The sequence below is a fragment of the Streptomyces sp. P9-A2 genome, assembly GCF_036634175.1.
In the GTDB taxonomy this organism is placed as follows: domain Bacteria; phylum Actinomycetota; class Actinomycetes; order Streptomycetales; family Streptomycetaceae; genus Streptomyces; species Streptomyces pratens.
The window spans coordinates 828,986-854,528 of record NZ_JAZIFX010000001.1; the positions used below are offsets into that span (position 1 = coordinate 828,986).

Sequence of the window (25,543 nt, forward strand, 5' to 3'; positions counted from 1 at the left end):
CCTTACGCTGAGCGCGCCGACGGCGTCCCGCGCGGCCGGCACACCGATCATAGAACCCCATGAACCACCTCCCACCTGCATAAACGCCCCTTTGGGGAGCTCAAAGGAAGGCCTGGGGCCCACCTTGGCGCCACCTTCCGGCATCCGGCACGCGACTGCGGGGGGCGCATTCGCGCGAATGCTTCGGACGCCCCCGGAAGGGGAACGTGCGCACTGGTGCTCAGCGGCGGGGACGGGCAGACTTCCCGCGAAGCGAAGTCCCGGACGGGAGCACACTGGAGCAGGACATGGGCCGGCCCGCGGAGCACGGTCCGGTACACCGACGTGCGCAGACGCGCACAAGGGGGCGAGTGGCATGGCCGAGCTGGAGTTCACGGCCAGGGGCGTGCGGATCGGCAGGCGGCTGCGGTCGCTCACCCGGGCCGGAGAGGTCCGGATCAGTGACGGCAGGCTCGAGCTGCTCACCAGCTACGGAAGCGAGATCGACAGCGCGCCGGTGCAGGCCGTGCGTGCCTCCCGGCCCTGGTTCACCCCGGGTGGCCGCGCCCTGGCCGACCTCAACGGCCACCGCTACCTGCTGACTCTGGGCGACCACGACCCGGCGCCGGGTGAGCCGGGGCCGCCCGCGGCGCGCCGCTTCATCGAGGCCGTACGCCGGGCATCGGGGCGCGGCACCTGAGATGCCCGCGAGTTGCGCCGCCCCAGGCCCTGCGTCACGCTATTCTCACGTCACTCTGGGTTTACCGGCGATAACGCTGCGAACCAGCCCGCCGGCCACGACAGCAGGCGGTCATGTCACGCAGGCACCCTGCTGGATCCGTACTCCGTGTTCTTCCGGGCGCCCGTCCGGGCCTGACACCGGGGAGTCGCAGCTGTGATCACTCACCCAAGCAGACACTGCACGGTGGAGCTCCAGGCTCTGCCGTCGCGGATCGGCCAGGTCCGCAGAATCGTATCTGCGCAATTGCGCTACTGGCATATGGACACCTTGATAGACCGGGCCTCGCTCGGTGTGACCGAGCTGTTGTCCAACGTCCACCGGCACGCCCAGCCCGACAAGACCTGCACGGTCGAGCTGGAGGTGCTGCTCGACCGGCTCAAGGTCTCGGTGCACGACCACGACCCGCGGCTGCCGGTCGTCGGGGACGCGGCTCCGCTCGCCACCTGTGGGCGCGGGCTCGCGATGGTGGCCGCGATGAGCGAGAGCTGGGGCGCCCTGCCTGACGGCGAGTCCGGCAAGGTCGTGTGGTTCACGCTGCCGGCGCCGTCCGCGGCTCCCGTCGCGGACTGGGACCACTATCCGCGGATCACCACCGGTGAGCACGCCGCGCACCGGTTCGCGGAGGTCACGCTCGTCGAGCACGCCATCGAGGACCGCCGCTCCGAACCCGCTCCCGCCCGGTCCGCCGTTGTCGGCTGACCGGGCGGTGCCCACCTCCCGTACCCGGTGCCCCACCCGGCGGCCCCGCTCCGGCCCACGGCCCGGAGCCGACCCCGTTCACGGACGGGAACGCGGACCGCCGGGGTCGGCGTACCGACTGCGCCCAGGACGTGACGAGTCGGCCGTCGCCGGCGGCGTGTGGACCGGGGCGAGCGTCACGCGGTCTCCGCCGCGCCGCCCCCGAGGCCGATCGACCACGTACTGCCTGCCCTCCGCCACGGCAGACGGGGGCGACCACGTCCGGACCCCGAAACCCGCCCGGTCGCGGCACAGCGGGGTCGTGGTTCCTCCTGCTGTCATACCTCACCGCCCTTGCCGTGCCGGCCGAACTCCTCGTCCAGGACGGACAGCCGCCACCAGTACTCGTCCTCGTCGATCTCGCCGGAGGCGAAGCGGTGACCGAGCACCGCGATGGGCGAGTTGTCCGCCACTGCGGGCCCGCCAGGGCCGTGTCCGCGTCCGCGGCGTCCGTGCCACACCGTGCGGCGCAGCAGGGCGATGCCACCGCCGATGGCCAGGGCCCGGATCAGGGGAAGAGCAGGATCCACGGGCCGGGCCCGCCGTCGCCGAAGTGCGCCAGGGTCTGCATGGCCGTTCAACTCCTCGGATGCGCGCGCCGACGTCCCGTCGTCGTACGAAGCGTCGTGACGCGTCGTTGTGCTGCTTCGCTTCCGAGAATCGTCCCCGAGGAGCCGTAATTTAACTACTGCCGGAGTTGATCTCGTTGTCGTGGTGCTCGATCACGCGCTTCAAGGCTTCGAGCGTGCGGGGAGGGCGGGTCCGGCGGAAGACGAGGACTCTGGCGAGTTCGGGCCCGGCGAAGGCCAGCATCGGCTTGGACCTCCCGGCGTGGTAACTCAGCACGTTGCGCTTGCGGCCCATCAGCTCGGCCGCGAGGGTCAGGGTGACGGTGTTGCGGCTGCGGAGCACGGCGACCAGGACGCGGTGGCGGTGATCGAGGGTGCCGAAGCCGGGGTTGCGGCCGCGGCCGTCCCTGCCTGCGCTCTGGCGTTCGACTTCGGTCAGGACCTGTTGGCATGGTTCGAGCTGGAGCACGAGCTGTTCGAACTGTTCTCGGGGCATGCCCGTGAGTGCGGGGTGGGTGAGGAGGAAGGTGGCCTCGGTCGGGACCGGAGGTCCCGACTCGTCGCGTGGATCTTCCGGAAGCTGCTGGTCGGGGTCCTGCGGGGCGATGGTGTAGTTCCACTCGCCGTGGAACTCGTCCCGTTTGACCCGCCGCTCGGCGCTCTTGCGTTCAGCTCGGGTGAGCACGCGGCCGGTGGGGTAAGCATTCTCGTCCAGTGCGGCATGAACGGTCAGTCCGGTGCTGGTGCGGGTGGCTGAGATGGTCTCCAGCAGCACTTCGTAGCTGGTCAGAGGCTGCCCGCGCAGGCTGTGGGTGATCCGGGAGAACAGCCGGTGTTCCACTTTGTTCCATTTTGAAGTACCTGGCGGGAAGTGCATGACGGTGATGCTCAGTCCGCACTCGTCTGCGAAGTCGGCCAGGCCCATCTTGAACAGGCGGGAGTCGGCCGAGTTGGCCCCTCCGGAATCGGCGGTGACCAGCAAGCGGTCCACGCTGGGGTAGTCGAGGCGCCCTTGGATCTTCCACCAGCGGCGCAGGGACTCCACCGCGAAGGCGGCGGTGTTTCGGTCGGTGCCCACGTTTACCCAGCCGCTGTCGCGCCCCAGGTCGTAGATGCCGTACGGAATGGCGACCGGGGTGTCGGGGCCGACGAAGTCGTGGTCCGGGGCGGTGATCGGCTGGCCTTTGGGGCGGTAGGTGCGGCCGGGCCGGGCGAAGTCGCCGATCGGTTCCTTCTGTTTCGTGTCCACGCTCACCACCGGCAGGCCCCCCGCCAGGAAGCGTTCGGCGGCGGTGTTGATGTGACGGAACTGGGCGTCTCGGTCGGGCACCTGACTGCCGGCTTGAGTCTTGGCCATGCCCTGCAGGCTGAAGCCCATCGCACGCAGTAGGCTGCCGACCACTGGGGCGCTGACCGGATGACCGGCATCGGTCAACTCCCGGGACAAGTCCCGCAGCGAGGCAGTGGTCCAGCGCAGCGGGGACACCGGATCACCCACCTCACGCGGCTCGATCAACAACTCGAGAGCCGCCACCAGACCGGGATCGCGCTCGGCGGCAGACTTGCGCCCGCCGCCGGGTCTGCGCACCCGCCCCAACGCCTGTGTTCCGCCCGCGAGTTCCTCACGCCCTCGTGCGACGGTCGACTCCGAGACCTCCGCCAGCCTGGCCACGGCCGCGATCCCTCCATGCCCCAGCGCCTCGGCCTCGGAAGCCAGATACAGACGGCGCTGCCGCTCGTCCAGATGCGGCAGCACCGCCGCGAACTTCGTATCCAGTACCGCCAGGACTTCATCCGGAATCGCCACAACAGCTCAACTACCACACAGAACCGAGATATTGACCCGAATCCGGCAGTAGTTAAATTACGGCTCCCGAGCGGGTACCGGGTCGTCGTACGGCCGGCGGCACTGTGCGTACCTCAGGGGAAGTACGCCGGACGGCGACGCCTGCTTCCGTCCGTCCGGAGTGCTGTACCTGCCGGTACGTGCAGCACAACGGCTGTCCGACCGGGCGGCCCCGAGGGGCGGAACCGGCTCCCCCGGGGGCGTCGTGGGGCAGCCCCCGGGGGAAGCCCGTTCCGCTCCGGGCAGCCGGGGCTCAGGTGGACGCCTGGGAGCTGTCCTTCATCGCGCCCCAGCCGTGCCAGCGTTCGACCTCGATCCAGGCGCTGACCCGCGCCCGCACCCGGTCCGGGTACGGGTTGCCGGTGTAGTGCCGGGAGATACGGTCGATGTCGGCCAGGCCCTCGTCGTCGTTCAGCTCGACAACGCGGCCGATGAGGGTGACGTGGGTGTACCAGTCGTCATCGGCCAGCACCGTGAGAGTGACGCGCGGGTCGCGGCGCAGGTGCTTCAGGCGTACCCGGCCCTCGTCCAGGCTGATCAGCACGCGACCGTCCTCCCACACGTACCAGGTGGGCGTGGAGACGGGCGTGCCGTCGGAGCGGAGGGTGGCCATGACACAGGGATTGGGGCGGCCCAGCAGGGCGTCGGCCTCGGGGGGCAGCGGGGGCTTGGACATACGGACTCCTCGGAGGGTCTTCGGACAGGTCCCCGGACGTTGGCGCGTACGGGTGCTCGGGAGGGGATGCGGCGGACGCTGAGGGCGGCGGCACGGGCGGGCGGGGCGGGCGGCCGGGGCGGCCGTTCAGGCGGGGGGTTCGTCGAAGCCGGCGTAGTAGGCGGCGGCCATGTCCTCGTCACCGTGCCCCTGGGCGGCGGCACGTTCCAGGCGTTCGGCGCCGGCCGCGGCCACGTCCAGACGTACACCGTGCTGTTCGCCGGCCCGGACGATCAGACGGGCGTCCTTGGCCGCGGTGTTCACGGCGAACTGGGCCGGGGACAGCCGCCCGTCGAGGATCAGCCCCGCCTTGGCCCGCAGGTAGCCCATGTCGAGCGGGCCACCGGCGATGAGGTCGAAGAAGCCGTCGGGCTCGACGTCCAGCGCCTTGGCCAGGGCGAGGGTCTCACCCACCGCCGATGTGGCCGCCAGGACCCAGCTGTTGACCACCAGCTTGAGGCGGGTGGCGCTGCCGTCCGCTCCGTCCTCCCCGGTCCACACGGTGCGGGAGCCGACGGCGTCGAACACCGGCGTCACCGTGTCCCGGCCCTCGGCCGGTCCGGCGGCGAGCACGGTCAGCTGTCCCGCCTCGGCGGGCTGACGGGTGCCCAGCACCGGGGCGTCGTAGAAGAGCAGACCGTGCTCGCGCGCGAAGCCGGCCAGCTCGGCGACACCCTCGAGACCGGCGGTGGTGGACTGCGCCCAGACGCTTCCGCGCCGCAGCGCGGGTGCGGCCAGCCGCATCGTCTCCAGGGTGGCGGAACCGTCGTACAGCATGGTCAGGACGACATCGGCGGACTCGACCGCCTCGGCGGGGGTGCCGGCGATGTGCGCGCCGTCGGCCACGAGCGGGTCGGCCTTGGCACGGGTGCGGTTCCAGACGTGGACGGTGTGGCCGGCACGGGCGAGGTTGCGGGCCATCGCCGCACCCATGATGCCGGTGCCCAGGACGCTCACGGTGAGCTCGTCGGTCATGACCTCGGCTTTCTGTCGATCGGCCGGTCCGGGACGCACCCCCGGACCGGTTCGCGCCACCTGTTCCCGCGGCCCGCGCGTACGGTCCTCGCGTACCACCCGTTCGCACGGCCCGTACGTACCACCCGTCCGTCTACGCACAACCCGTTGGCACGGCCCGTTGCTCCGGCGCTCGCGCAGGAGCCGCGCATGCGCCCCGTTCGTACGTCTTGGTCATTGTGCGACAGCCGGCTCAGGGTGCGCCTGTCGGCACGGGCGTCCGCCGTCCCGTCCGCCCGCCAGGGCCTGTCCGGCGGATCAAGTCGGAGGTGACCGGCGGTATCCGTCCAGCCGGGGCGAACGGGAGCCGGTGCGTTCAGCCGCACGGCGGAGGAGTGCGCCGACGCGATGGGGCCCTGTTCGAAGAGCTCGGGGAGGGCGTGCCGGCCCCCGCGTCTTCGGCATGATCCGCCGTCCCGTCCGCCCGCTACGCCAGGGTCCCCAGCGGGTCGTCCAGGACCGGCTGCCAGGCGAGTTCGGCGGCTCCGGCCAGGCTGTTGTGAGCCAGCGTGCACGCCAGAATGGGGACGCCACCGCTGCGGCCCCACAGACTGCGGTCGGCGACGACGGCGCGCAGCCGGTCGGGGGCGGCGGCCAGGAGGGTGCCGTGCAGGCCGCCGAGGATGATCCTGTCCGGGTTGAGGATGTTCACCAGGCCGGCGAGGCCCAGCCCCAGGCGGTCGACGAGGGTGGCGACGGCGGAACGGACGGCAGGGTCGTCGTAGTGCTCGCGGATCAGCGTGTCGGCCTGCTTCAGAAGGGACACCTCGGGGCCGGGTTCACGTCCGGCCGCGGTGAGGAGGGCCAGCGGGTCCGCCTCCACGTCGAGACAGCCCCGGCTGCCGCAGTGGCAGGGCCGGCCCCCTGGGTTGACGGGGACGTGGCCGACCTCCAGGGCGAGGCCGGAACTGCCGGTGTGCAGACGGCCGTCGAGCACCAGCGCGCCGCCGACGCCCCGGTGGCCGGTGGCCACGCACAGCAGGTCGCGCGCGCCGCGCCCGGCGCCGTGCCGGTGTTCGGCGAGGGCGGCGAGGTTGACGTCGTTGCCGGCGAAGGCGGGGCCGTCGAGGCCGGCGGCGCGCACCCGCTCGGCGAAGATCTCCCTGACCGCGGCTCCCGCGGGCCAGGCGAGGTGCATCGGGTTGAGTGCCAGCCCTTCGGGTTCCGCCATCGCGGACGGTACGGCGAGCCCCGCTCCGACGCAGCGGCGTCCGGTCTCCCGGAGCAGGTCCGCGCCGGCCGCGACGACGGAGCCGAGCACCTTCGCCGGGTCGGCGTCGACGACCTCACAACCGGGGGCGGTGGCCACGATCCGGCCGCCGAGGCCGACCAGGGCGGCCCGGAAGCCGTCGGCGTGCACCTGCGCGGCCAGCGCCACCGGACCGTCCTCGGCCACCGAGAGCCGGTGCGAGGGGCGGCCCTGGGAGCCGGCCGCGGCGCCGGGCCGCGCGTCGACCCGGATCAGGCCGAGCGCCTCGAGTTCGGCGGCGACCGCACCGGCCGTCGCCCGCGTCACGCCCAGCTCCGCGGTGAGCACCGCGCGGGTCGGCGCACGCCCGGTGTGCACGAGCTCCAGCGCGGGACCGAGCGCACCGCGCCCTCGGTCCAGCCGTGTCCTCGAGGTGGTTCCTTCCCCCGTCGGCCGGGGGTCCGCCGTCCCTCTCATGAGGGCGATTCTCCCATGATCGCGACCGCGTCCGGTGACCGGCCGCTGACCCGGAGTGTGATGTTCAGCCTGCCATTCAGCCCCAGCTCCGGCGGCGCCGTGCCCGCGTGCACGCGCGGGACCCCGTGATACGCCGCCCGCGACGGCCCGCCGAAGACGAAAAGGTCACCGCTGCGCAGTTCGACGTCCGTGTAGGGGCGGGTCCGGGCCCGGGGATTGCCGAAGCGGAAGACGCAGGTGTCGCCGAGGCTCAGCGACACCACGGGCGCGTCGCTCTCCTCGTCCCCGTCACGGTGCATGCCCATGCGGGCGTCGGCGTCGTAGAAGTTGATCAGGGCGATGTCGTACGCGGTCCCCGCCGGCGCCGCGTCCGGGCCGAGCGCGTCGGTCACCGCGCGGCGGCCCAGTTCGCCGAGGCGGGCGGGGAACGGCTTGACCGGGGCGCCGTCGCCGTCGACGACGGTGCGCGCATAGCCGTACGGGTACCAGTGCCATCCCAGGCACACCTGCCGGGCGGTCATCGTGCCACCGCCGGGTGTGCGGACCGTGCGCAGTCCGGCGGGCGGGCGGGCCCACGCGCGGCACGCGTCGAGCAGGGTGCGCTGTGTCCGGGCGTCCAGCCAGTCCGGCACGTGCACCGCGCCGGGCGCGACCTCGGCGCGGGGCCGGGGGAAGAGCTCGCCGTCCATGGAATCCATCCTGCCCGACGGCCTCTCCTGCCCGGCACGGACCGGTTCGGGGCTCGGCTAGCCTGGTCGCACGATGAACGACCGTATGACGACTGCGTGGGGTGCGCCGGTCCTGGCCCGCTTCCCCGAGGATCCCCGCGACGGGCTGCGCGCCTGGGACGCGTCCGACGAGTACCTGCTCGGGCATCTCGACCGGGAAGAGGTGCCGCTGGACGGCACGGTCGTGGTCGTCGGGGACCGGTGGGGGGCCCTCGTCACGGCGCTCGCCGCGTACCGGCCGACGCAGATCACCGACTCCTGGCTGGGGCAGGAGGCCACCCGCGCGAACCTGGCGCGGGCCGGTGTCGAGCCGGGTACGGTCCCGCTGCTCACCACGCAGGACCCGCCGCCGGACCGGATCGACGTGCTGCTGGTGCGGGTGCCCAAGAGCCTGGCGCTGCTGGAGGACCAGTTGCTGCGGCTGGCACCCGCGGTGCACGCCGGCACGGTCGTCGTCGGCACCGGCATGGTGAAGGAGATCCACACCTCGACGCTGAATCTCTTCGAGCGGATCATCGGCCCCACCCGGACCTCCCTCGCCGAGAAGAAGGCGCGGCTGATCCTCTGCACACCGGATCCGGCACTGGTGCGTCCCGCCACCTCCTGGCCGTACAGCTATCGGCTGCCCGAGGACATCGGCGCGGTCTCCGGACGGACCGTCGTCAACCACGCGGGGGTCTTCTGCGCGGACCGGCTCGACATCGGCACCCGGTTCTTCCTCCGGCATCTGCCGCGGCCGCCGTCGGACCGGCCGGGTCTTCGGGTGGTGGACCTCGGGTGCGGCAACGGCGTCGTCGGTACGGCGGTGGCGCTGGCCGATCCGCGAGTCGAGGTGCTGTTCGTGGACGAGTCGTTCCAGGCGGTGGCGTCCGCGCAGGCTACGTACCGGGCCAACGGCGTACCGGGGCATGCCGAGTTCCGGGTCGGCGACGGCCTGACGGGCGTGCCGGACTCCAGTGTCGACCTGGTGCTCAACAATCCGCCGTTCCACTCCCACCAGGCGACCAGCGACGCCGGCGCCCGGCGCATGTTCACCGGTGCCCGGCGTGCCCTGCGGCCCGGTGGTGAGCTGTGGGTGGTCGGCAACCGGCATCTGGGCTACCACGTGAAGCTGCGACGGTTGTTCGGGAACAGCGAAGTGGTCGCGAGCGACCGGAAGTTCGTCGTGCTGAAGGCCGTGAAGCGGTAGGACGGATTTCCCCGGGGCCGGGGCCGGGCCGTACCCGGCCGGACCGGGGCGTCCACCGCTCGCTCCTGGCCGGAGCGGTCACGGTGGAACGGATGACCGTCATGGTCCGGGCGGGGGCGGGTGGGGCCTGGAGGGTGCCCACTGGTCCCGGTGGTCCCGGTGGTCCCGGAGTAGCGTCGGCCGCCCGGAGGGCGGGCCCCGCGGTGTCATCGGGGTCCCCCTGCTCGAGCGGAGCCGAGAGCTTGGGGGAGCGTGCGATCGCAAGGCGGAGGGTCGCCCGTGTACCGGGTGTACGTGGGCGACCCCGACAACGCGGTTGGGGTCCCCCCTGCTCGAAGAGCTTGGGGGAGTGCGTGCCGGACGCCGCGGGGCAGGCGGGACCTTCGAAACACGCCCTAGGCTGGCAGTGCGGCCACGCGGGCCGGGTCGCGGTACGGCGGCGCGGGCCGGAGCAGGGAGGCTGTGATGGACGGGACGGCCGAGGAGCGGGGTGTGTCCGGCGGGCGCCGGTACGTGCCGATCGCCGATCACGGGCTGATCGGCGACCTGCGCAGTGTGGCGCTGGTGGGGACCAACGGCACCATCGACTGGTACTGCTGTCCGGACTTCGACGCGCCGAGCGTGTTCGGCGCGATCCTGGATGCCGAGCGCGGCGGCTGCTTCGAGCTGGCGGCGGCCGTACCGGCGCGTACCCGGCAGTTCTACTTCCCGGACACCAACGTCCTGATCACCAGGTTCTTCACCGAGGACGGCGTGGGTGAGGTGCAGGACTTCATGCCCGTCGCCGGGGAGTCGGCCGAGGCGGGCCGGCACCGGCTGATCCGGCGGGTGGTGTGTGTACGCGGGTCCCTGCCGTTCCGGATGCGGGCGGCTCCGAGATTCGAGTACGGCACCCGGCCGCACACCCTGCGGTTGACCGACGGCATGGCGCTGTTCGCCTCCGAGGCGCTGTCCCTCGCACTCACCTCGACCGTCCCCCTGGAGGCGGACGGCCCGGACGCGTGGGCCGACTTCAAGCTCGCCGAGGGCGAGACGGCGGTGTTCGCCCTGGACCAGGTCGGTGGTGAGGTGTCCCCCCGCCGCTGCGCGCAGCGGGAGGCGGAGGACCAGTTCGGTGAGACCGTGCGGTACTGGCGGCGCTGGCTGTCCTCCTCGCGCTACCGCGGCCGCTGGCGGGAGATGGTGCACCGCTCCGCCCTCACCCTGAAGCTGCTCACCTACGCGCCGACCGGGGCGATCGTGGCGGCGCCCACGACGAGTCTGCCGGAGGAGCTCGGCGGGGAGCGCAACTGGGACTACCGGTACGTATGGGTGCGGGACGCGGCCTTCTGCGTATACGCGCTGCTGCGGCTGGGCTTCTCCGAGGAGGCCGCGGCGTTCATGGGGTTCGTGTCCCGGCACATCAGCCCGGGTGCCGACCGCCCCTCCGGCCCTCTGCAGATCATGTACGGCATCGACGGCCGCACCGACCTGTCCGAGCGCGAGCTCGGACATCTGGAGGGGTACCGGGGCTCGGCACCGGTGCGGGTCGGCAACGCGGCGTCCGACCAGTTGCAACTCGACATCTACGGGGCGTTGATCGACTCCGTCTACCTGTACGACAAATGGGCCGAGCCGGTTTCCAGCGAGCAGTGGGACCATGTGTGCGCACTGGTGGACTGGGTGTGCGCGCACTGGGACCAGCCCGACGAGGGGATCTGGGAGACGCGCGGCGGGCGCAAGAACTTCCTCTACTCACGGCTGATGTGCTGGGTGGCGATCGAGCGGGCCATCCGCATGGCCCATCGGCGCGGGCTGCCCGCCGACCTCCCCCACTGGCAGACGAGCCGCGACGCCGTCTACCGGCGCATCATGAGCCATGGCTGGTCCGATACGCGCCGGGCCTTCGTGCAGCACGAGGGAAGCGATGTGCTGGATGCGGCGGTACTGATGATGCCGTTGGCGAAGTTCATCGCGCCGACCGACCCGAAGTGGCTGTCCACCCTGGACTCCCTCACCGAGGACCTGGTGTCGGACTCCCTGGTCTACCGGTACGACCCGCGGACGAGCCCGGACGGCCTGCACGGCGCCGAGGGCACGTTCTCCATCTGCACGTTCTGGTACGTCGAGGCGCTGACCCGGGCCGGCCGGCTCGACGAGGCGTCCCTCGCCTTCGAGAAGATGCTGACGTACGCCAACCATCTCGGCCTGTACGCCGAGGAGATCAGCCACAGCGGGGAACAGCAGGGCAACTTTCCGCAGGCGTTCACGCATCTCTCGCTGATCAGCGCCGCGTTCAACCTGGACCGCGCTCTGGGCTGAGGTTCAGTGGCCGTGGCCTTCGCCTTGGCCGCCATAGCCGTCGCCGTCGCCGTCGCCGTCGCCGGGATGATCCGAGGTGCCGGTGTCCGGTGCGTCCGAACCGCTCCGGGCAGGCAGGTGCGGTACGGCCGCCGGGCGCGGCGGCGGGGTGCGCGAACATACCGGGCTGACCACGCGTACCGTGGGCACCTGGTGATTCCCGGTCCGCGGCGCGGGTGTGCCCAGCGGGCCCCGGACGCGCGGACCCTGCTCCACCACACCACCGCGGGAGAGACGAATGAGCGAGCCGACCACCACCGACCAGGGCGGAGCCCGCCCGCTCACGACGCCTGTGCCCCCTGCCGACGGCCTCCGCCGGGTGGTGTCCGCCGTCCTCAGTGATCTCAGGTCCGTCGACGGCGCCCTGTACGCGGCGGTGGCCGCCACCCCCACCCCCACCCTCGACCGGGCGCTGCGCCGTCTCTCGCACGCCGCCGACCACTCGAAGATCTCGTTCGCCGTCGCCGGCGCCCTCGCCCTGGGCGGGTCGCGGTCGCGCCGGGCCGCGCTCGTCGGGGTCGGGGCCATAGCGGTGGCGTCGGCCTCGGCCAACATCCTCGGCAAGCGCCTCGTCCGCAGGGACCGGCCGGACCGGGAGGCGGCCCGGGTGACCGTGGACCGGCACGTCCCGATGCCGACATCGGCCTCCTTCCCGTCCGGGCACACCGCGTCGGCGGTCGCCTTCGCCACCGCCGTCGGTACGGTCCTGCCCACCGCCTCCGTCCCGCTCGGCGCACTGGCCGGCGCGGTCGGCTACTCACGCATCCATACGGGCGTGCACTACCCGGGTGATGTCGCCGCCGGCGCGGTTCTCGGCATCGCGAGCGCGGCCACCGCCCTCGCCGTGGCATCGGCCCGTCTCCCCCACTCGTACGGGAACTCGAGACCGACGTGGAGTCAGTGACCGGCATCCGTCCCGGGTACTGCCACCGAAGGCCCGGTCGTTCACTCGTACGGCTTGCGGGACTCGAAGGCGTCGGCGCCGGGGCGGTGGACGTGGCACAGGCTCTCCGTGCCGCCCGCGGAAGCGGCCGTGGCGGCCTCACCGCGGGTGCGGCCGACGCGGAGACCGCGGGTGGCACGCTCGGCGTGCTCTGCGCGGGCGCTCATGCGTGCCCCTTCGGGGCCCAGTCGGGGTGGCCGCCGTGCATGGCCGTGTGGAAGGGGTCGCCGGCCGCGATCTCGCCGGCCCGCACCGGGTGGCCGGTGAACGCGGCCTTGTACAGGGCTGCGGCGAACTCGAGGGTGGCCCGGGCCTCCTGGCCGCTGCCCGGCGGCCGGACCCCGGCGTCGTAGGCGTCGAGGAGGGCGCCGAGCTGGGCCGTGTGCGAGCTGGGTACGTCGTGCGGCGGGATGTGCCAGGCGGCGGCGCGTTCGGCGGGGACGTGCCGCGCCGGGGTGTACGACCAGTCGTCGTTGCGGTGTCCGTACAGGTGGGTGAGCTCGACCGTGGCGTCGGCGCAGTCCACGCGGACGCGGCTCACCTCGTCCGGCGAGAGCACGCTGTTGACGACGGTGGCGAGGGCGCCGCCGCGGAAGCGGACCAGGGCGGTGGAGACGTCCTCGCTCTCGGTGTCGTGGACGAGCCGGCCCGCCATGGCCCGTATCTCCTCCCACGGGCCGAGGAGATGGAGCAGCAGGTCGTACTGGTGGATGCCGTGCCCCATCGTCGGCCCGCCGCCCTCGGTGGCCCACCGCCCGCGCCAGGGGACGGCGTAGTACGCGGCGTCCCGGTGCCAGGTGGTCTGGCAGTGCGCGACCAGCGGGGTACCCAGCGCGCCGCTCGCGATCAGCTCCCGGGCGTGGACGGAGCCCGAACCGTAGCGGTGCTGGAAGATCACGGAGGCGTACGCGTCCGACGCGTCCTCCGCCGCCGCGATCTCGTCGTACTCGGCGAGCGACAGGCACAGCGGCTTCTCACACAGCACCCAGGCGCCGGCCCGGAGCGAGGCCACCGTCTGCTCCCGGTGCAGCGACGGCGGCGTTCCGATCAGCACCAGGTCGGGGCGTACCGCGTCGAGCATCGCGTCCATCGAGGCGTACCCGGCGATCTGCTCGCCGGCCAGTTCCCCAAAAGCCTCGAGCCGGCCCGGGTCCACATCGACTGCGGCCACGAGTTCGGTGCGGTCGGCGTGGGCCCGCAGCGCCGGCAGGTGGCTGTCGGCGACGATGGCGCCGGTGCCGACGACGGCGACTCGGCGGCGGACAGGGGGCAGGGACATCGGCACTCCTCCGAACGGTCGGCGGGCACACGCTGCCGACGGGCTCCCGGAGGAGTCCTCGCCGAGCATCTAGAAAGCGCTTGCACCCGCTGCTCGACCCTAGATCCGGGCGCAGACGGGGACAACCCCGCACCGTGGGCGGGTTCGCCCCGCACGAGGTCGCGCCGGGGCGCCGGCCCATACCTCTACCGCCGCACCCCGCCACCCGACCGGAGCCCGCCGGTCTGCCCACCGACCTGCCCGCCGGCCTGCGGTTCGGGCTGCCGCCGGACCCCCCGGCCGGGCCGGTCCTTCGGCAGTCCCAGGAACCGGTAGCGGCGTTCCGGCCGCCCCGCCGCCCCGTACCGCAGGGAGACCTCGGCCCTGCCCACGGCGTGGAAGTGCTCCAGGTAGCGGCGGGCACTGACCCTGGAGACACCGGTGAGGGCGGCGCACTCGGTGGCCGACAGCGTGCCGTCGGCCTCGCGCAGGACGCGCTCGACGAGTTCGGCGGTCTCCACGCTCATGCCCTTGGGCAGCGCCGGCGCCGTGGCCATCGGTGCCTTCGCTCCGGCCAGGACCCGGTCGATATCGGCCTGGCCCCGCACGACCGCGCCGAGCAGCCGGCCGCGCCGGACGGCGTACCGCTCCAGCCGCGCCCGCAGATCCTCGGAGTCGAACGGCTTCAGCAGATAGTCGACGACCCCCTGCCTGACCGCACCGCGCACCGCGTCGGCCTCCCGCGCGGCGCTGATGACCATCACGTCGCAGTCGTGGCCGGCGCTGCGCAGCCGGGGAATCACGTCGAGGCCGAACAGGTCCGGCAGATACAGGTCGAGCAGGACCAGATCGGGACGGAGCCCGTCCACCGCGGTGACCGCCTGCTCGCCGGTGCCGGCGACGCCGACGACCCGGAATCCCTCAACGCGTTCGACGAAGGCGCGGTGCACCCGGGCGACCATGAAGTCGTCGTCGACCACGAGCACGTCGATCGCACCGGCGCGCGCGGACCCCGCGTGCTCGCCATGTGTGCTGGTCATCGGCCGGCTCCTTCCGCCACCGCGTCGGCGAGGTGGCTGACGGTCATGCGGGCGGTGAACATCGCACCCTCCGGGGTGTTGGTCACCGAGATCTCACCGCCGTGACGTTCGCAGACGAGACGGGTGAGCGCCAGGCCTATACCGCGCTCACCCTCCTGGGCGGCCTTGGTCGTGAAGCCGTGCTGGAAGACCTCCCGGGCCAGCTCGGGGGCGACGCCGGGGCCGGAGTCACGGACGACGATCTCCACGCTGGCGGCGTCGTGGCGCAGCTCGACCTCGACCCAGGCCTCATGTCCGTCGTCCCTGGTCCCCCGCCCGTCACCCCCTGCCTCATGTCCGTCGTCCCCGGCCCCGGGGACGCCCCCGGTGGCCGCCGCCGCGTCCACCGCGTTGTCCACGAGGTTGCCCACGACCGTCGCCACGTCGGCGGCGTCCTCGGGGGCGAGCGGGTCCAGGGCGGTGCTGTCGGAGATGCGCAGGGCCACCCTGCGTTCGGCGGCGAGCGAGGCCTTCGCCGTCAGCAGGGCGGCGAGGGCCGTGTCCCGCACCCGCCGGCTCAGCGTGACGTCGAGGGACTGGCGGCGCCGGCTCAAGGCCCGGATGTAGCGCACGACCTCGTCCTGTTCACCGATCTGGATGAGCCCGGAGATCGTGTGCAGTTGGTTGGCGAACTCGTGGGCCTGGGCGCGCAGCAGCTCGGAGGAGCTGCGGAAGGACCCGATCTCCCGTTCCAGCCGGGCGAGTTCGGTGCGGTCCCGCAGGGTGGTGACCGAGCCGAGGGAGCGCCCGTCCTTGGCGACGGTCATCCGGTTCATCACCAGCACCCGGCCGTTTCGGACGACGACCTCGTCGCGCCGCCGGCCCGCCTCGTGCGGCGGCCGGGCACCCGCCCGGGGCCGCGGCCGGTCACTCCCCCGGGCCTGCGACCGATCACCGTCATTCCCCTGCGACCGATCACCGTCATCCCCCTGCGGCCGATCGCCTGCCCGGTGCGGTGTCCGGTCCCCCGCTTCGTGCTGCGTCCCGGCGAGCACGTCCCGCAGCCGCCCGTCGATACCGAGGGCGTCCAGGCTCTGGCCCACGCAGTCCTCGGGCAGGGCCAGCAGCCGTCGGCCCATCTCGTTGACGAGGGTGAGCCGGTGCTGCGGGTCGAGGGCGACCACGCCCTCGGCGATGCCGTACAGCATGGCTTCGCGGTGTTCGGCGAGTCCCGCGATCTCGCGCGGCTCCAGGCCCAGGCTCTGCCGCTTGACGCGTCGCGCGAGCAGCCAGGAGCCGGCCACCCCGAGCCCGCTGGCGATACCCAGGTAGGCCAGCAGGTACGAGGAGGCGCCACTGAGCCGCTGCCACACCGTCGGGTCGGCCGCGCCGATCATCACCGTGCCGAGGTGGCGCCCCAGGTTGTCCTGGGTCGCGCCGAGGACCGGCACCTGGGCGACCCGTTCACGGCTGCCGTCGAGCGTCAGCGGGCCCGACCAGCCGCGACCGCGCACGGCGCCGTCCCCCGGGGGCAGCTGCCCGCCGATCACCGTGGGATTCGTGGAGGCGACGATCCGGCCGTCCGGGCCGGCCACGGTCACCGAGGTGACCCCGGACTGGGTCTGGGTGGAGTTCACCAGCGCGGCCAGGGCCTCCCCGGGCACCGGCCGCACCAGCCGGTTGCGCACCAGCGGGTTCGCGGCCAGCTGTTCGGCGAGCGCGCCGACCCGACGGCCCTCGACCCGGTTGAAGGTCGCCTCCGACTGCGCCAGGGAGACCGCGGCGACCGCCAGCAGAACCATCACGACGATGGCGAGCTGGAGCACCAGCATCTCGCCCGCGAGGGTCTGACGACGGAAGGTGACGGCCACGACGTACCCGATCTCTCCTGCCGCCGGACTCACCTGCCGACGGGCTCTCCTTGCCGACGGACTCTCCGGCCGGCGATGCCCCGTGCCCCGACGGGCACGACGAGGTGCGGCGCGGGCGGCGGGCGCCCCATCATGGCGCCCACCCGCGTCTCACGGGAAGGGATGTTCCCAGGTGAACGTGTGCAGGCGGACACCGGAGCGCCCTGCGACGCGCCGACCCGACGAGGCGAAGAGGCGAAGAGGCGAAGAGGCGAAGAGGCGCTGACGCAATGACCAGAACCTCCGTTGGTTCCGCAAGCGGGACAGCCGGGCGGTGCGCGTGCACCATATGGCGCACGTCACCCACCCCACAGGGCTCTGCGTGACCCCCAGACGATCGACCGACAGGTGGTGGCATTCGTGCGCCTGCGCATCCCCCTGGCCCTGTTCGGGGCCGCCGCGCTGGTACTCGTGGGTCCGCCGCTGCTCACGACCGGCAGCGGCACCGAGACCGGCACACAGATACCGGGCCTGCGCTTCATGGTTCCCAACACGCCCGGCGGCGGTTACGACATCACGGCCCGTACGGCCGCGAAGAACGCCGAGGACGCCGGACTCACCCACAACATCGAGGTGTTCAACCTGCCCGGCGCCGGCGGCACCGTCGGTCTCAGCAGGCTGGTGAGCGAGCACGGCAACGGCAAGCTCGCCATGTCGATGGGCCTGGGTGTCGTCGGCGCCGTCCGGTCCAACGGCGCGCCGAAGACCCTCGCCGACACCACCCCTGTCGCCCGGCTCACCGAGGAGCAGGACGTCGTCGTGGTCGCCAAGGACTCCCCTTACAAGACGATCGACGACCTGATCGGTGCCTGGAAGGAGAGCCCCGGCAAGGTGCCGGTGGGCGGCGGCTCCTCGCCCGGCGGGCCCGACCATCTCGCGCCGATGCTGATGGCGCGGGCCGCCGGGATAGCCCCGAAGCAGGTCAACTACATCCCGTTCGACGGTGGTGGCGAACTGCTCGCCTCGATCCTCGGCGACAAGGTCGGGTTCGGCGTGTCCGGTGTGGGCGAGTACCTCGACCAGATCAAGGCGGGCGAGCTGCGCCTGCTCGCGGTCACCGGACCCGAGCGGGTCCCCGGGCTGGACGCGCCCACACTGCAGGAGGCGGGATACGACGTGAGCTTCACCAACTGGCGGGGCATCGTGGCCCCTCCCGGTCTGACCGACGCCGAGCGCGACCAACTCATCACTCTGGTGGAGAAGCTGCACGACTCGGATGAATGGCGCGCGTCCATGAAGCAGAACGGCTGGGACGACGCCTTCCTGACGGGTGAGGAGTTCGGCGACTTCCTGGACGCCGAGGACACGCGCGTGGTGTCCGTTCTGAAGGAGCTCGGACTGTGACGACACCGACCACCGGCCTGTCCCCCGCGCCCGCCGAACAGCGATCCTGGCTGCGCGACCACTCCGAACTCGGTGTTTGCGTATTGCTGTTGGTACTCGGCGTGCTCGTTCTGGCCGATGCCCTCACCATGGACGTCGACATCACCCAGCGCGGCCCCGTCGGGCCGAAGACGGTGCCCGTCGTGGTCGGCGCCGGACTCCTCGCAGTCGCCGCCCTGCTCGCGGTGGACGTCATGCGCGGCGGGCGGGGCCGGGCCGAGACCGGCGAGGACGTCGACCTGTCCGAACCCGCCGACTGGCGCACGGTGCTGCTGCTCACCGGGGTGTTCCTCGGCTCGGCCGTGCTCATCGAACCGCTCGGCTTCCCCGTGGCCGGCGCACTGCTCTTCTGGGGGGCCGCCTTCGCCCTCGGCAGCCGCAGATTCGACCGCGACCCGCTGATCGCCGCGACCGTCTCCCTCGTCGCCTACACCGTGTTCAACAACCTGCTCGGAGTGCCGCTGCCCGGTGGTCCACTGATGGGAGTGCTGTGACGTGAACGCCCTCAACTCCCTTCTGGACGGCTTCGGTACCGCGCTGACCCCGGTCAACCTGCTGTGGGCCGCGATCGGTGTACTGCTGGGCACCGCGATCGGCGTGCTGCCCGGTATCGGTCCGGCGATGGCGGTGGCGTTGCTACTGCCGGTGACGTACGGACTTGAGCCGATCGGCGCGTTCATCATGTTCGCGGGGATCTACTACGGTGCGATGTTCGGTGGTTCGACCACCTCGATCCTGCTGAACACACCCGGAGAGAGCGCCGCCGTGGTGGCGGCCATGGAGGGCAACCCCATGGCCAAGTCGGGCCGTGGTGCGCAGGCACTGGCGGCCGCCGCGATCGGTCACTTCGCGGGCGGCATGGTCGGCACGATTCTGCTGGTCGTGCTGGCGCCGGCGGTCGCCGAACTCGCCGTGGACATCGGCGCTCCGGACTACTTCGCCATCATGGTGCTGGCGTTCATCGCCGTGACGTCGGTCCTGGGTTCGTCGCGGATCCGGGGGCTGGCCTCACTGCTGATCGGCCTGACGATCGGTCTGGTGGGCCTGGACCGGATGACCGGCCAGCAGCGGCTGACCTTCGGCTCCCTCCAACTGGCCGACGGCATCGACGTGGTGATCGTCGCGGTGGGCCTGTTCGCCATCGGAGAGGCGCTGTGGGTCGCCGCGCATCTGCGGCGCAGGCCGCCCGAGCCGATTCCGGTGGGCCTGCCGTGGCTGAGCCGCGGCGATGTGCGGCGCACGTGGAAGTCCTGGGCGCGCGGCCCGTTCATCGGCTTCCCGTTCGGCGCGATCCCGGCAGGCGGCGCGGAGATCCCGACGTTCCTGTCGTACGTCACGGAAAAGCGGCTGTCCAAGCACAAGGACGAGTGGGGCAAGGGCGCCATCGAGGGCGTGGCGGGGCCGGAGTCGGCGGCGTCCGCCTCGGCGGCCGGCACGCTGGTGTCCATGCTGACGCTGGGTCTGCCGACCACCGCGGTCGCGGCGGTGATGCTGGCCGCCTTCCAGCAGTACGGCATTCAGCCGGGTCCGCTGCTCTTCGAACGGGAACCCGACCTGGTGTGGGGCCTCATCGCCTCGCTGTTCGTCGGCATGGTGCTGCTGCTCGCCCTCAACCTGCCACTGGCACCGGTGTGGGCGAAGCTGCTGCGCATCCCGCGGCCGTACCTCTACGCCGGGATCCTGTTCTTCGCGGCGATCGGCGCGTACGCGGTCGGTGGCGAGGTGATCGATCTGGTGATCCTGCTGATCATCGGCCTGATCGGCTTCGGTATGCGGAGATACGGTCTGCCGGTCCTGCCCGCCATCATCGCCGTCATCCTCGGCCCGGCCGCCGAGCAGCAGCTCCGTCGCGCGCTGCAGATCAGTGACGGCGGTGTCTCGGGCCTGGTCAACACACCCTTCTCGGTCACCGTGTACGTGATCGTCGCGTTGCTGCTGGCCTGGCCGCTGTTGAAGAAGATGGTGACCCGCCGGCGCGCCGAGCGCTGATCCCGGTCGCGGGATTCTCCCCCGAGGACATCTCATGGGCGTGGCGCACATGTGCGCCACGCCCATGAGATGCATGGAACCCGTGGAGGCCAACCGCACGACACCCGATGGAGCGAACGCGCGCACTCCACCGGGCCGACCGTACGGGCACCACCACACCCGGTACTCCCTCACCTCAACCTCTTGACGCGTCACTGACAAGGTGACTTCATGTCCTTATGGGAGCGCTCCCACGTCGCCTGGAGAAGGGAACACCATGCGCGTCATCGGCCACTTACCGTTACGAGCTCTACTCGTACTGACCGCTCTGCTCCTTCCGCTCGGCCTCACCCTCACTCCCCCCTTCGCACCACGCGCGGCCGCCGCGCCGGACGCGGCCCCCGTCCGCATCATGCCGCTGGGCGACTCGATCACCGGCTCACCGGGCTGCTGGCGGGCCCTGCTGTGGAACCGGTTGCTGGACGCCGGCCACACGGACATCGACTTCGTGGGCACCCTCCCCGGCCAGGGGTGCGGCATGGCGTACGACGGCGACAACGAGGGTCACGGCGGCGAACTGGTGACCAACCTCGCCGACCAGAACCTGCTGCCCGGACGGCTGGCGGCGACCCGGCCGGACATCGTTGTCATGCACTTCGGTACGAACGATGTCTGGAGCGGCATCTCCCCCGACCGTATCCTCGCCGCCTACACCGAACTGGTGACTCAGATGCGGGCGGCCAACCCGGACACGCGGCTCCTGGTCGCCCAGATCATCCCGATGAACCCCGCCGGCTGCACCGGCTGCGCCCAGCGCGTCGCCGACCTCAACGCGCGGATTCCCGGGTGGGCCGCGGAGACGAGTACCGCCCGTTCCCCGGTGGCCGTGGTCGACCAGTGGACGGGCTTCGACACCGCCGCCGACACCTACGACGGTGTACACCCGGGCGACGCCGGCAACGAGAAGATCGCCGCCCGCTGGTACCCCGCCCTGGCAGCCGCCCTCGATCAGGGCGGCCCCGGTGATCCCGGCGACCCGGGCGATCCGGGCGGCCCCGGTGACGACGCCACCTGCACCGCGTCGTTCCGGGCCGGTTCGGCCTGGCAGGGCGGCTATCAGGCCGAAGTGACGGTACAAAACACCTCCGCCGTCGCGCTCACCGGCTGGACCGTGACGGTCGCACCGGCCGACGGCGCGCGGCTGACCCAGGTATGGGGCGGCACCCTCGGCACTGTCGACGACGGCACGGCGACCGTCACCGACGCGGGCTGGAACGGCGCCCTGGCTCCCGGCGCGAGCACTTCCTTCGGCTTCATCGCGAGCACCCCGGCAACGTCCGGGGCTCCGGCGGCAACCGTCGACTGCACGGCCACCGCACCCTTTTGACCCACGGCGCACATACAGCAGTCCCCTGCACAACAGCTCCTCCGCACAGCAGCCGCACCGGCGCACGCTCCGCACCCCCACAGCACACATGACGCACTCTCATGAACCACGGCACGGAAACGAACCAGGACCGAATCCGGGACCGGCCCCGAACCGGCCCCTATCACCCGAGCCACCCGAATCCCCACTCTGGAGCCGCCATGAGATCCCGCACGCCCACCCCCACCCACACACCCGCCCCGGCTTCCACCCGCGCCACCCCGCTCCCCCGTGCGGTCGGTCTGGTCGCCGCCCTCCTGGGTCTCCTGCTCCCGCTGCTCGCCCTCGGCACCCCGGCGCACGCGGCACCCACCGGCTTCCGCGTCGAGAACGGACGACTGCTGGAGGCTTCCGGGAACGACTTCGTGATGCGCGGGGTCAACCATGCCCATACCTGGTACACGGACCGGATCAGTTCCCTCGCGCACATCAAGGCCAAGGGCGCCAACACCGTGCGCGTGGTCCTCTCCAGCGGCGACCGGTGGACCGCCAACAACGCCGCCGACGTGGCGAATGTCGTCGCGCAGTGCAAGCAGAACCGGCTGATCTGTGTCCTGGAGGTGCACGACACCACCGGTTACGGGGAGCAGAGCGGAGCGGTCACCCTCTCCCGCGCCGCCGACTACTGGATCGGCGTCCGGAGCGCGCTGACCGGCCAGGAGGACCACGTCGTCGTCAACATCGGCAACGAGCCCTACGGCAACACCAACTACGCGAGCTGGACAGCGGACACCAAGGCCGCCATCCAGAAGCTGCGCAACGCGGGTTTCGACCACACGCTGATGGTCGACGCCCCCAACTGGGGCCAGGACTGGGCGTTCACCATGCGCGACAACGCCGCCTCGGTGTTCGCCGCCGACCCGGACGCCAACACGGTGTTCTCCATCCACATGTACGGCGTCTTCGATACCGCCGCCGAGGTCAGCGACTACCTGGGCCGCTTCGTCTCCGCGCGACTCCCGATCGTGGTGGGCGAGTTCGGCCACGACCACTCGGACGGGAACCCCGATGAGGACGCCATCCTGGCCGTCACCCAGCAGCTCGGCCTCGGCTATCTCGGCTGGTCCTGGAGCGGCAACGGCGGTGGGGTCGAGTACCTGGACATGGTCACGAGCTTCGACCCGGACCGGCTGACCAGTTGGGGGCAGCGCCTCTTCAACGGTGCCAACGGCATCGCCGCGACCTCCGAGGAGGCCGAGATCTACTCGTCCGGATCAGGCGGCGACACCACGGCCCCGACCGCCCCCGGCAGGCCGGCCGCCTCCTCGGTGACCTCGTCGTCGGCCACGCTCTCCTGGGCGGCGGCCACCGACGAGAACGGAGTGACGGGCTACGACGTCGTCCGGATCAGTGGCGGCGAGGAGACGGCCGTCACCACGACCGCAAGCACTTCCACCACCCTCACCGGCCTCTCTTCCGAGACCTCCTACACGTTCGCCGTGTACGCCCGGGACGCGGCCGGCAACCGCTCGCCGCGCTCCGGCACGGTGGCGGTCACCACGTCCCCCGGCGGGAGCCAGGGCTCCTGCGCGGTCGCCTACCGGGTGACGAACGAGTGGCCCGGCGGCTTCCAGGGCGAGGTCGTCATCCACAACACCGGCAGCTCGGCGGTCGACGGCTGGACTCTGAACTGGGTCTTCCCCGGTGCCCAGCGCATCACCAACATGTGGGGCGGCACCCCTGTCCAGAGCGATTCCGAGGTCAGTGTCGCCTCGGCTTCCTACACCGCGTCGATCCCCGCGACGGGCTCCGTCACTCTCGGCTTCACCGCTACCACGACGGACGGCAACCCCGGTCCGTCGGCGTTCACCCTCAACGGGGCCCTCTGCTCCGCGGCCTGACGAACGCGCTGCCCGGGAGGGTGCCCTCGTCCCCTTCCGGGCAGCGATCCATTCGAGTCGGCCCGACCGTTCTGTGCGGGTCAGACCAGGTGGGCGAAGACCACCAGGTTCTCGGTGTAATCCTTGGCCTTGCGGTCGTACTCCCCGGAGCAGGTGATGAGCCGGATCTGGGCCTCGTCCGTATCGGCGTAGACACGCTTGTCGGGGAAGTCGTCCTTGGCGAACGACTCCGCGTGGTGGACCACGAACTTTGCCTTACGCCCATCGGCCCGTTCCACCTCGAAGCGGTCGCCCTTCTCGAGTTCGGAGAGCCGGGCGAACACAGCGGCCGAGGTTTTCGTGTCCACATGCCCGGCGATGATCGATGTTCCACGCTCCCCCGGGGACGCGCCACCGGCGAACCAGCCGACCAGGTTGGTGTCGTCCGGAGGCGGTGCGTCGAGTTCGCCCGAGGCGGCGATGGCGAGATCGGTGAAGGGCGCGTCGACGTCGATGTCGGGGATGCGCAACCGGGTCGGGGCGGACCGCGTCAGATGCTTGCCGGCCGGCCGGTCCTCGGCGGAAGCGCCGGCCGCGGTACTGGTGGCGGAGGCGGAGGCAGTAGCGGCGGCGGATGTCGCGGGAGGAGCGTGCGAGTCGAGGGTGTCGGCGGGGGGATCCCCCCTGCCGCCGAGCAGACTCACCGCCAGCACCAGGGTTGCCGTGCCCCAGAAGATCGACGTCATGACGGCACGCAGCCTCCGCCGCGCCGGGGCCGGATCTGTGGGGACGGGGGGAAGGGGGCGGGCTGCCATTGGGGGACCACCTCATTCGGACACGGCAGCGAACACGGGAGGTGAAAAGGCGAGCGGGACCGCCATGACCACGTCGTGCGTCATGGCGGCCCCGGCTGCTATGACGCCAGGCATGGATCAGGCCACGCTTCCGGACGCCTTCTTGCGTCGCAGCGCGTAGGCGCCGGCGCCGAGAACAGCCAGCGCGGCCAGGCCGCCGCCGGAGACACTCGGGTCGGAGAGCCCGCCACCGCCCGTGTGCACACCGCCACTCGGCTTCTCCTGCTCCCAGTCCTTCTTGCCCTCGTACTCGCCCTTGTCCTCGTCCTTGTCCTTGTACTCGTCCTTCGACTCGTCCTTGTCGTGCTTGCTACCCCAGTCGCCCTCGTTCACGGCGGCCAGGGCGCCACCGCCGGTGTGCACACCGCCACTGGGCTTGTCGTACTCCCCGTCCTTCTTCTTGTACTCGTCCTTCGACTCGTCCTCGTCCTTGTACTCGTCCTTGTCCTCGTCCTCGTCCTTGTACTCGTCCTTGTCCTCGTCCTCGTCCTTGTACTCGTCCTTGTCCTCGCCCTTGTCCTTCGACTCGTCCTTGTCGTGCTTGCCGCTCCAGTCGTCCCCGTCCCCGGTGGTCAGGGCGCCACCGCCGGTGTGCACACCGCCACTGGGCTTGTCGTACTCCCCGTCCTTCTTCTCGTCCTCGTCCTTGTCCTCGCCCTTGTACTCGTCCTTCGACTCGCCCTTGTCCTTGTCCTTGTACTCGTCCTTGTCCTTGTACTCGTCCTTCGACTCGTCCTTGTCGTGCTTGCCGCTCCAGTCGTCCCCGTCCCCGGTGGTCAGGGCGCCACCGCCGGTGTGCACACCGCCGTTCGGCTTGTCGTGGCTGCTGTCCTTGTCGTGGCTGCTGTCCTCGTCGTGCTCCTTGCTGTAGGAAGACTTGTCGTGGTCCCAGTCGCCCGCCATGACGGCGAAGGCTGTGGGCGCCGAGACCACGAGGGCCGCGGTGGCCGTCGCGGTGGCGAGCAGCATGCGGGCAGAGCGCATCCGATTGTCCTTCCGCCGGTGACCCCGGCTGCTGACTCCACATCAGCACGCTTGACCGGGCCCCGACGTGATCTACCGTCAGTCATATGTCCGGCTCCCACCATTCGAGGCGTTCACACGGGTTACGAAGCCACCCCTACGGCGGTATGACGGCTCGCCCGGGGGCGGCGGCGAGCCGCCGCCGCGAGCAGGCAGGATTCCGGACCTGGGGCGAGGTCCACGGGATCGAGGTCGCCGACGTCACTGTCGGGCGGACGGCACGGCGGCACGTCTTCATCGCGTTCGACGTGGTCAGCACCATGCCGGGCCAGGATTCCGAGCAGTCGTTCTTCTTCGCCGCCCTCGTGACGACCGGGGACGGAACGGCCGGGACGAGTCCTTTCGCGGCCATTACGGGCGGGCCCTACAGGCCGACGGAGTAGGAGCTCTCGCTCACCCTCCCGCGACGGCTC

At 71.6% G+C, this 25,543-nt stretch carries 22 protein-coding genes and 1 pseudogene; 11 read left to right on the forward strand and 12 right to left on the reverse strand.

The window, feature by feature from the left end:
- Positions 1-355: 355 nt before the first annotated feature.
- Complete coding sequence (locus tag V4Y04_RS03650; RefSeq protein WP_332425800.1) at positions 356-679, forward strand: hypothetical protein; 324 nt, start codon at positions 356-358, stop codon at positions 677-679.
- A 195-nt stretch (positions 680-874) separates the two neighbouring features.
- Positions 875-1,420, forward strand: coding sequence for an ATP-binding protein (locus V4Y04_RS03655; protein WP_332425802.1), 546 nt, complete (start codon positions 875-877; stop codon positions 1,418-1,420).
- A gap of 317 nt (positions 1,421-1,737) precedes the next feature.
- On the opposite strand, the pseudogene V4Y04_RS03660 reads toward V4Y04_RS03655, so the two are convergent.
- The 6 genes and pseudogenes from V4Y04_RS03660 to V4Y04_RS03685 all read right to left on the reverse strand — a co-directional run bounded on the left by V4Y04_RS03660 (position 1,738) and on the right by V4Y04_RS03685 (position 7,958).
- A pseudogene (locus V4Y04_RS03660) lies at positions 1,738-2,030 on the reverse strand (SHOCT domain-containing protein).
- A 110-nt stretch (positions 2,031-2,140) separates the two neighbouring features.
- A complete protein-coding gene (locus V4Y04_RS03665) occupies positions 2,141-3,835 on the reverse strand; it encodes an ISAzo13 family transposase (RefSeq protein WP_443079942.1) in 1,695 nt (564 codons plus the stop codon).
- 292 nt (positions 3,836-4,127) lie between these two features.
- Positions 4,128-4,550, reverse strand: a complete 423-nt coding sequence (locus V4Y04_RS03670; RefSeq protein ID WP_332425804.1) for a PPOX class F420-dependent oxidoreductase — start codon at positions 4,548-4,550, stop codon at positions 4,128-4,130.
- Between the two features lie 126 nt (positions 4,551-4,676).
- A complete protein-coding gene (locus tag V4Y04_RS03675; RefSeq protein WP_332425806.1) occupies positions 4,677-5,564 on the reverse strand; it encodes an NAD(P)-dependent oxidoreductase in 888 nt (295 codons plus the stop codon).
- Between the two features lie 466 nt (positions 5,565-6,030).
- Positions 6,031-7,269, reverse strand: coding sequence for an ROK family protein (locus V4Y04_RS03680; protein WP_332425808.1), 1,239 nt, complete (start codon positions 7,267-7,269; stop codon positions 6,031-6,033).
- On the reverse strand, positions 7,266-7,958 hold the full coding sequence (locus V4Y04_RS03685) for an alpha-ketoglutarate-dependent dioxygenase AlkB family protein (RefSeq protein WP_332425809.1): 693 nt from the start codon (positions 7,956-7,958) through the stop codon (positions 7,266-7,268). The genes V4Y04_RS03680 and V4Y04_RS03685 overlap by 4 nt, the downstream gene beginning before the upstream one ends.
- A gap of 85 nt (positions 7,959-8,043) precedes the next feature.
- On the opposite strand from V4Y04_RS03685, the gene V4Y04_RS03690 reads away from it, so the two are divergent.
- The 3 genes from V4Y04_RS03690 (at position 8,044) to V4Y04_RS03700 (ending at position 12,430) form a co-directional block, all read left to right on the forward strand.
- Positions 8,044-9,186 carry a methyltransferase gene (locus V4Y04_RS03690; protein WP_332425810.1) on the forward strand — a complete coding sequence of 381 codons (1,143 nt, stop codon included), beginning with the start codon at positions 8,044-8,046 and terminating at the stop codon, positions 9,184-9,186.
- 465 nt (positions 9,187-9,651) lie between these two features.
- Positions 9,652-11,487 (forward strand): glycoside hydrolase family 15 protein, encoded by a 1,836-nt coding sequence (locus tag V4Y04_RS03695; RefSeq protein ID WP_332425811.1) that lies wholly within the window; start codon positions 9,652-9,654, stop codon positions 11,485-11,487.
- 277 nt (positions 11,488-11,764) lie between these two features.
- Positions 11,765-12,430, forward strand: coding sequence for a phosphatase PAP2 family protein (locus tag V4Y04_RS03700; RefSeq protein WP_332425813.1), 666 nt, complete (start codon positions 11,765-11,767; stop codon positions 12,428-12,430).
- A 41-nt stretch (positions 12,431-12,471) separates the two neighbouring features.
- Here the strand turns inward: V4Y04_RS03700 and V4Y04_RS03705 are convergent, their stop codons facing one another.
- The 4 genes from V4Y04_RS03705 to V4Y04_RS03720 form a co-directional block, all read right to left on the reverse strand.
- Positions 12,472-12,636 carry a hypothetical protein gene (locus V4Y04_RS03705; protein WP_332425815.1) on the reverse strand — a complete coding sequence of 55 codons (165 nt, stop codon included), beginning with the start codon at positions 12,634-12,636 and terminating at the stop codon, positions 12,472-12,474.
- Positions 12,633-13,748, reverse strand: coding sequence for a Gfo/Idh/MocA family protein (locus tag V4Y04_RS03710; protein ID WP_332425817.1), 1,116 nt, complete (start codon positions 13,746-13,748; stop codon positions 12,633-12,635). Before V4Y04_RS03710 ends, V4Y04_RS03705 begins: the two co-directional genes overlap by 4 nt.
- A 185-nt stretch (positions 13,749-13,933) precedes the next feature.
- A complete protein-coding gene (locus V4Y04_RS03715) occupies positions 13,934-14,767 on the reverse strand; it encodes a response regulator (RefSeq protein WP_332425819.1) in 834 nt (277 codons plus the stop codon).
- On the reverse strand, positions 14,764-16,617 hold the full coding sequence (locus V4Y04_RS03720; protein ID WP_332432696.1) for a sensor histidine kinase: 1,854 nt from the start codon (positions 16,615-16,617) through the stop codon (positions 14,764-14,766). The genes V4Y04_RS03715 and V4Y04_RS03720 overlap by 4 nt, the downstream gene beginning before the upstream one ends.
- A 399-nt stretch (positions 16,618-17,016) precedes the next feature.
- On the opposite strand from V4Y04_RS03720, the gene V4Y04_RS03725 reads away from it, so the two are divergent.
- The 5 genes from V4Y04_RS03725 to V4Y04_RS03745 all read left to right on the forward strand — a co-directional run bounded on the left by V4Y04_RS03725 (position 17,017) and on the right by V4Y04_RS03745 (position 23,274).
- On the forward strand, positions 17,017-18,000 hold the full coding sequence (locus V4Y04_RS03725) for a Bug family tripartite tricarboxylate transporter substrate binding protein (protein ID WP_332432697.1): 984 nt from the start codon (positions 17,017-17,019) through the stop codon (positions 17,998-18,000).
- Positions 17,997-18,533 (forward strand): tripartite tricarboxylate transporter TctB family protein, encoded by a 537-nt coding sequence (locus V4Y04_RS03730; protein WP_332425821.1) that lies wholly within the window; start codon positions 17,997-17,999, stop codon positions 18,531-18,533. Before V4Y04_RS03725 ends, V4Y04_RS03730 begins: the two co-directional genes overlap by 4 nt.
- A 1-nt stretch (position 18,534) precedes the next feature.
- Positions 18,535-20,028 carry a tripartite tricarboxylate transporter permease gene (locus tag V4Y04_RS03735; RefSeq protein ID WP_332425822.1) on the forward strand — a complete coding sequence of 498 codons (1,494 nt, stop codon included), beginning with the start codon at positions 18,535-18,537 and terminating at the stop codon, positions 20,026-20,028.
- A 256-nt stretch (positions 20,029-20,284) separates the two neighbouring features.
- Positions 20,285-21,394, forward strand: a complete 1,110-nt coding sequence (locus V4Y04_RS03740) for a GDSL-type esterase/lipase family protein (RefSeq protein WP_332425823.1) — start codon at positions 20,285-20,287, stop codon at positions 21,392-21,394.
- 200 nt (positions 21,395-21,594) lie between these two features.
- Positions 21,595-23,274 (forward strand): cellulase family glycosylhydrolase, encoded by a 1,680-nt coding sequence (locus V4Y04_RS03745; RefSeq protein ID WP_332425825.1) that lies wholly within the window; start codon positions 21,595-21,597, stop codon positions 23,272-23,274.
- An 80-nt stretch (positions 23,275-23,354) separates the two neighbouring features.
- Here V4Y04_RS03745 and V4Y04_RS03750 read toward each other — a convergent pair whose 3' ends face one another.
- Both V4Y04_RS03750 and V4Y04_RS03755 read right to left on the reverse strand, forming a co-directional pair.
- The gene (locus tag V4Y04_RS03750) at positions 23,355-24,068 is read right to left on the reverse strand and encodes a class F sortase (protein WP_443079943.1); all 714 of its coding nucleotides are present in this window, start codon (positions 24,066-24,068) and stop codon (positions 23,355-23,357) included.
- Positions 24,069-24,185: 117 nt separating this feature from the next.
- Positions 24,186-25,091 carry a hypothetical protein gene (locus V4Y04_RS03755; protein ID WP_332425828.1) on the reverse strand — a complete coding sequence of 302 codons (906 nt, stop codon included), beginning with the start codon at positions 25,089-25,091 and terminating at the stop codon, positions 24,186-24,188.
- Positions 25,092-25,237: 146 nt separating this feature from the next.
- On the opposite strand from V4Y04_RS03755, the gene V4Y04_RS03760 reads away from it, so the two are divergent.
- Entirely contained in the window at positions 25,238-25,513 is a 276-nt protein-coding gene (locus V4Y04_RS03760) for a hypothetical protein (RefSeq protein WP_332425830.1), read from the forward strand.
- Positions 25,514-25,543 lie beyond the last annotated feature (30 nt).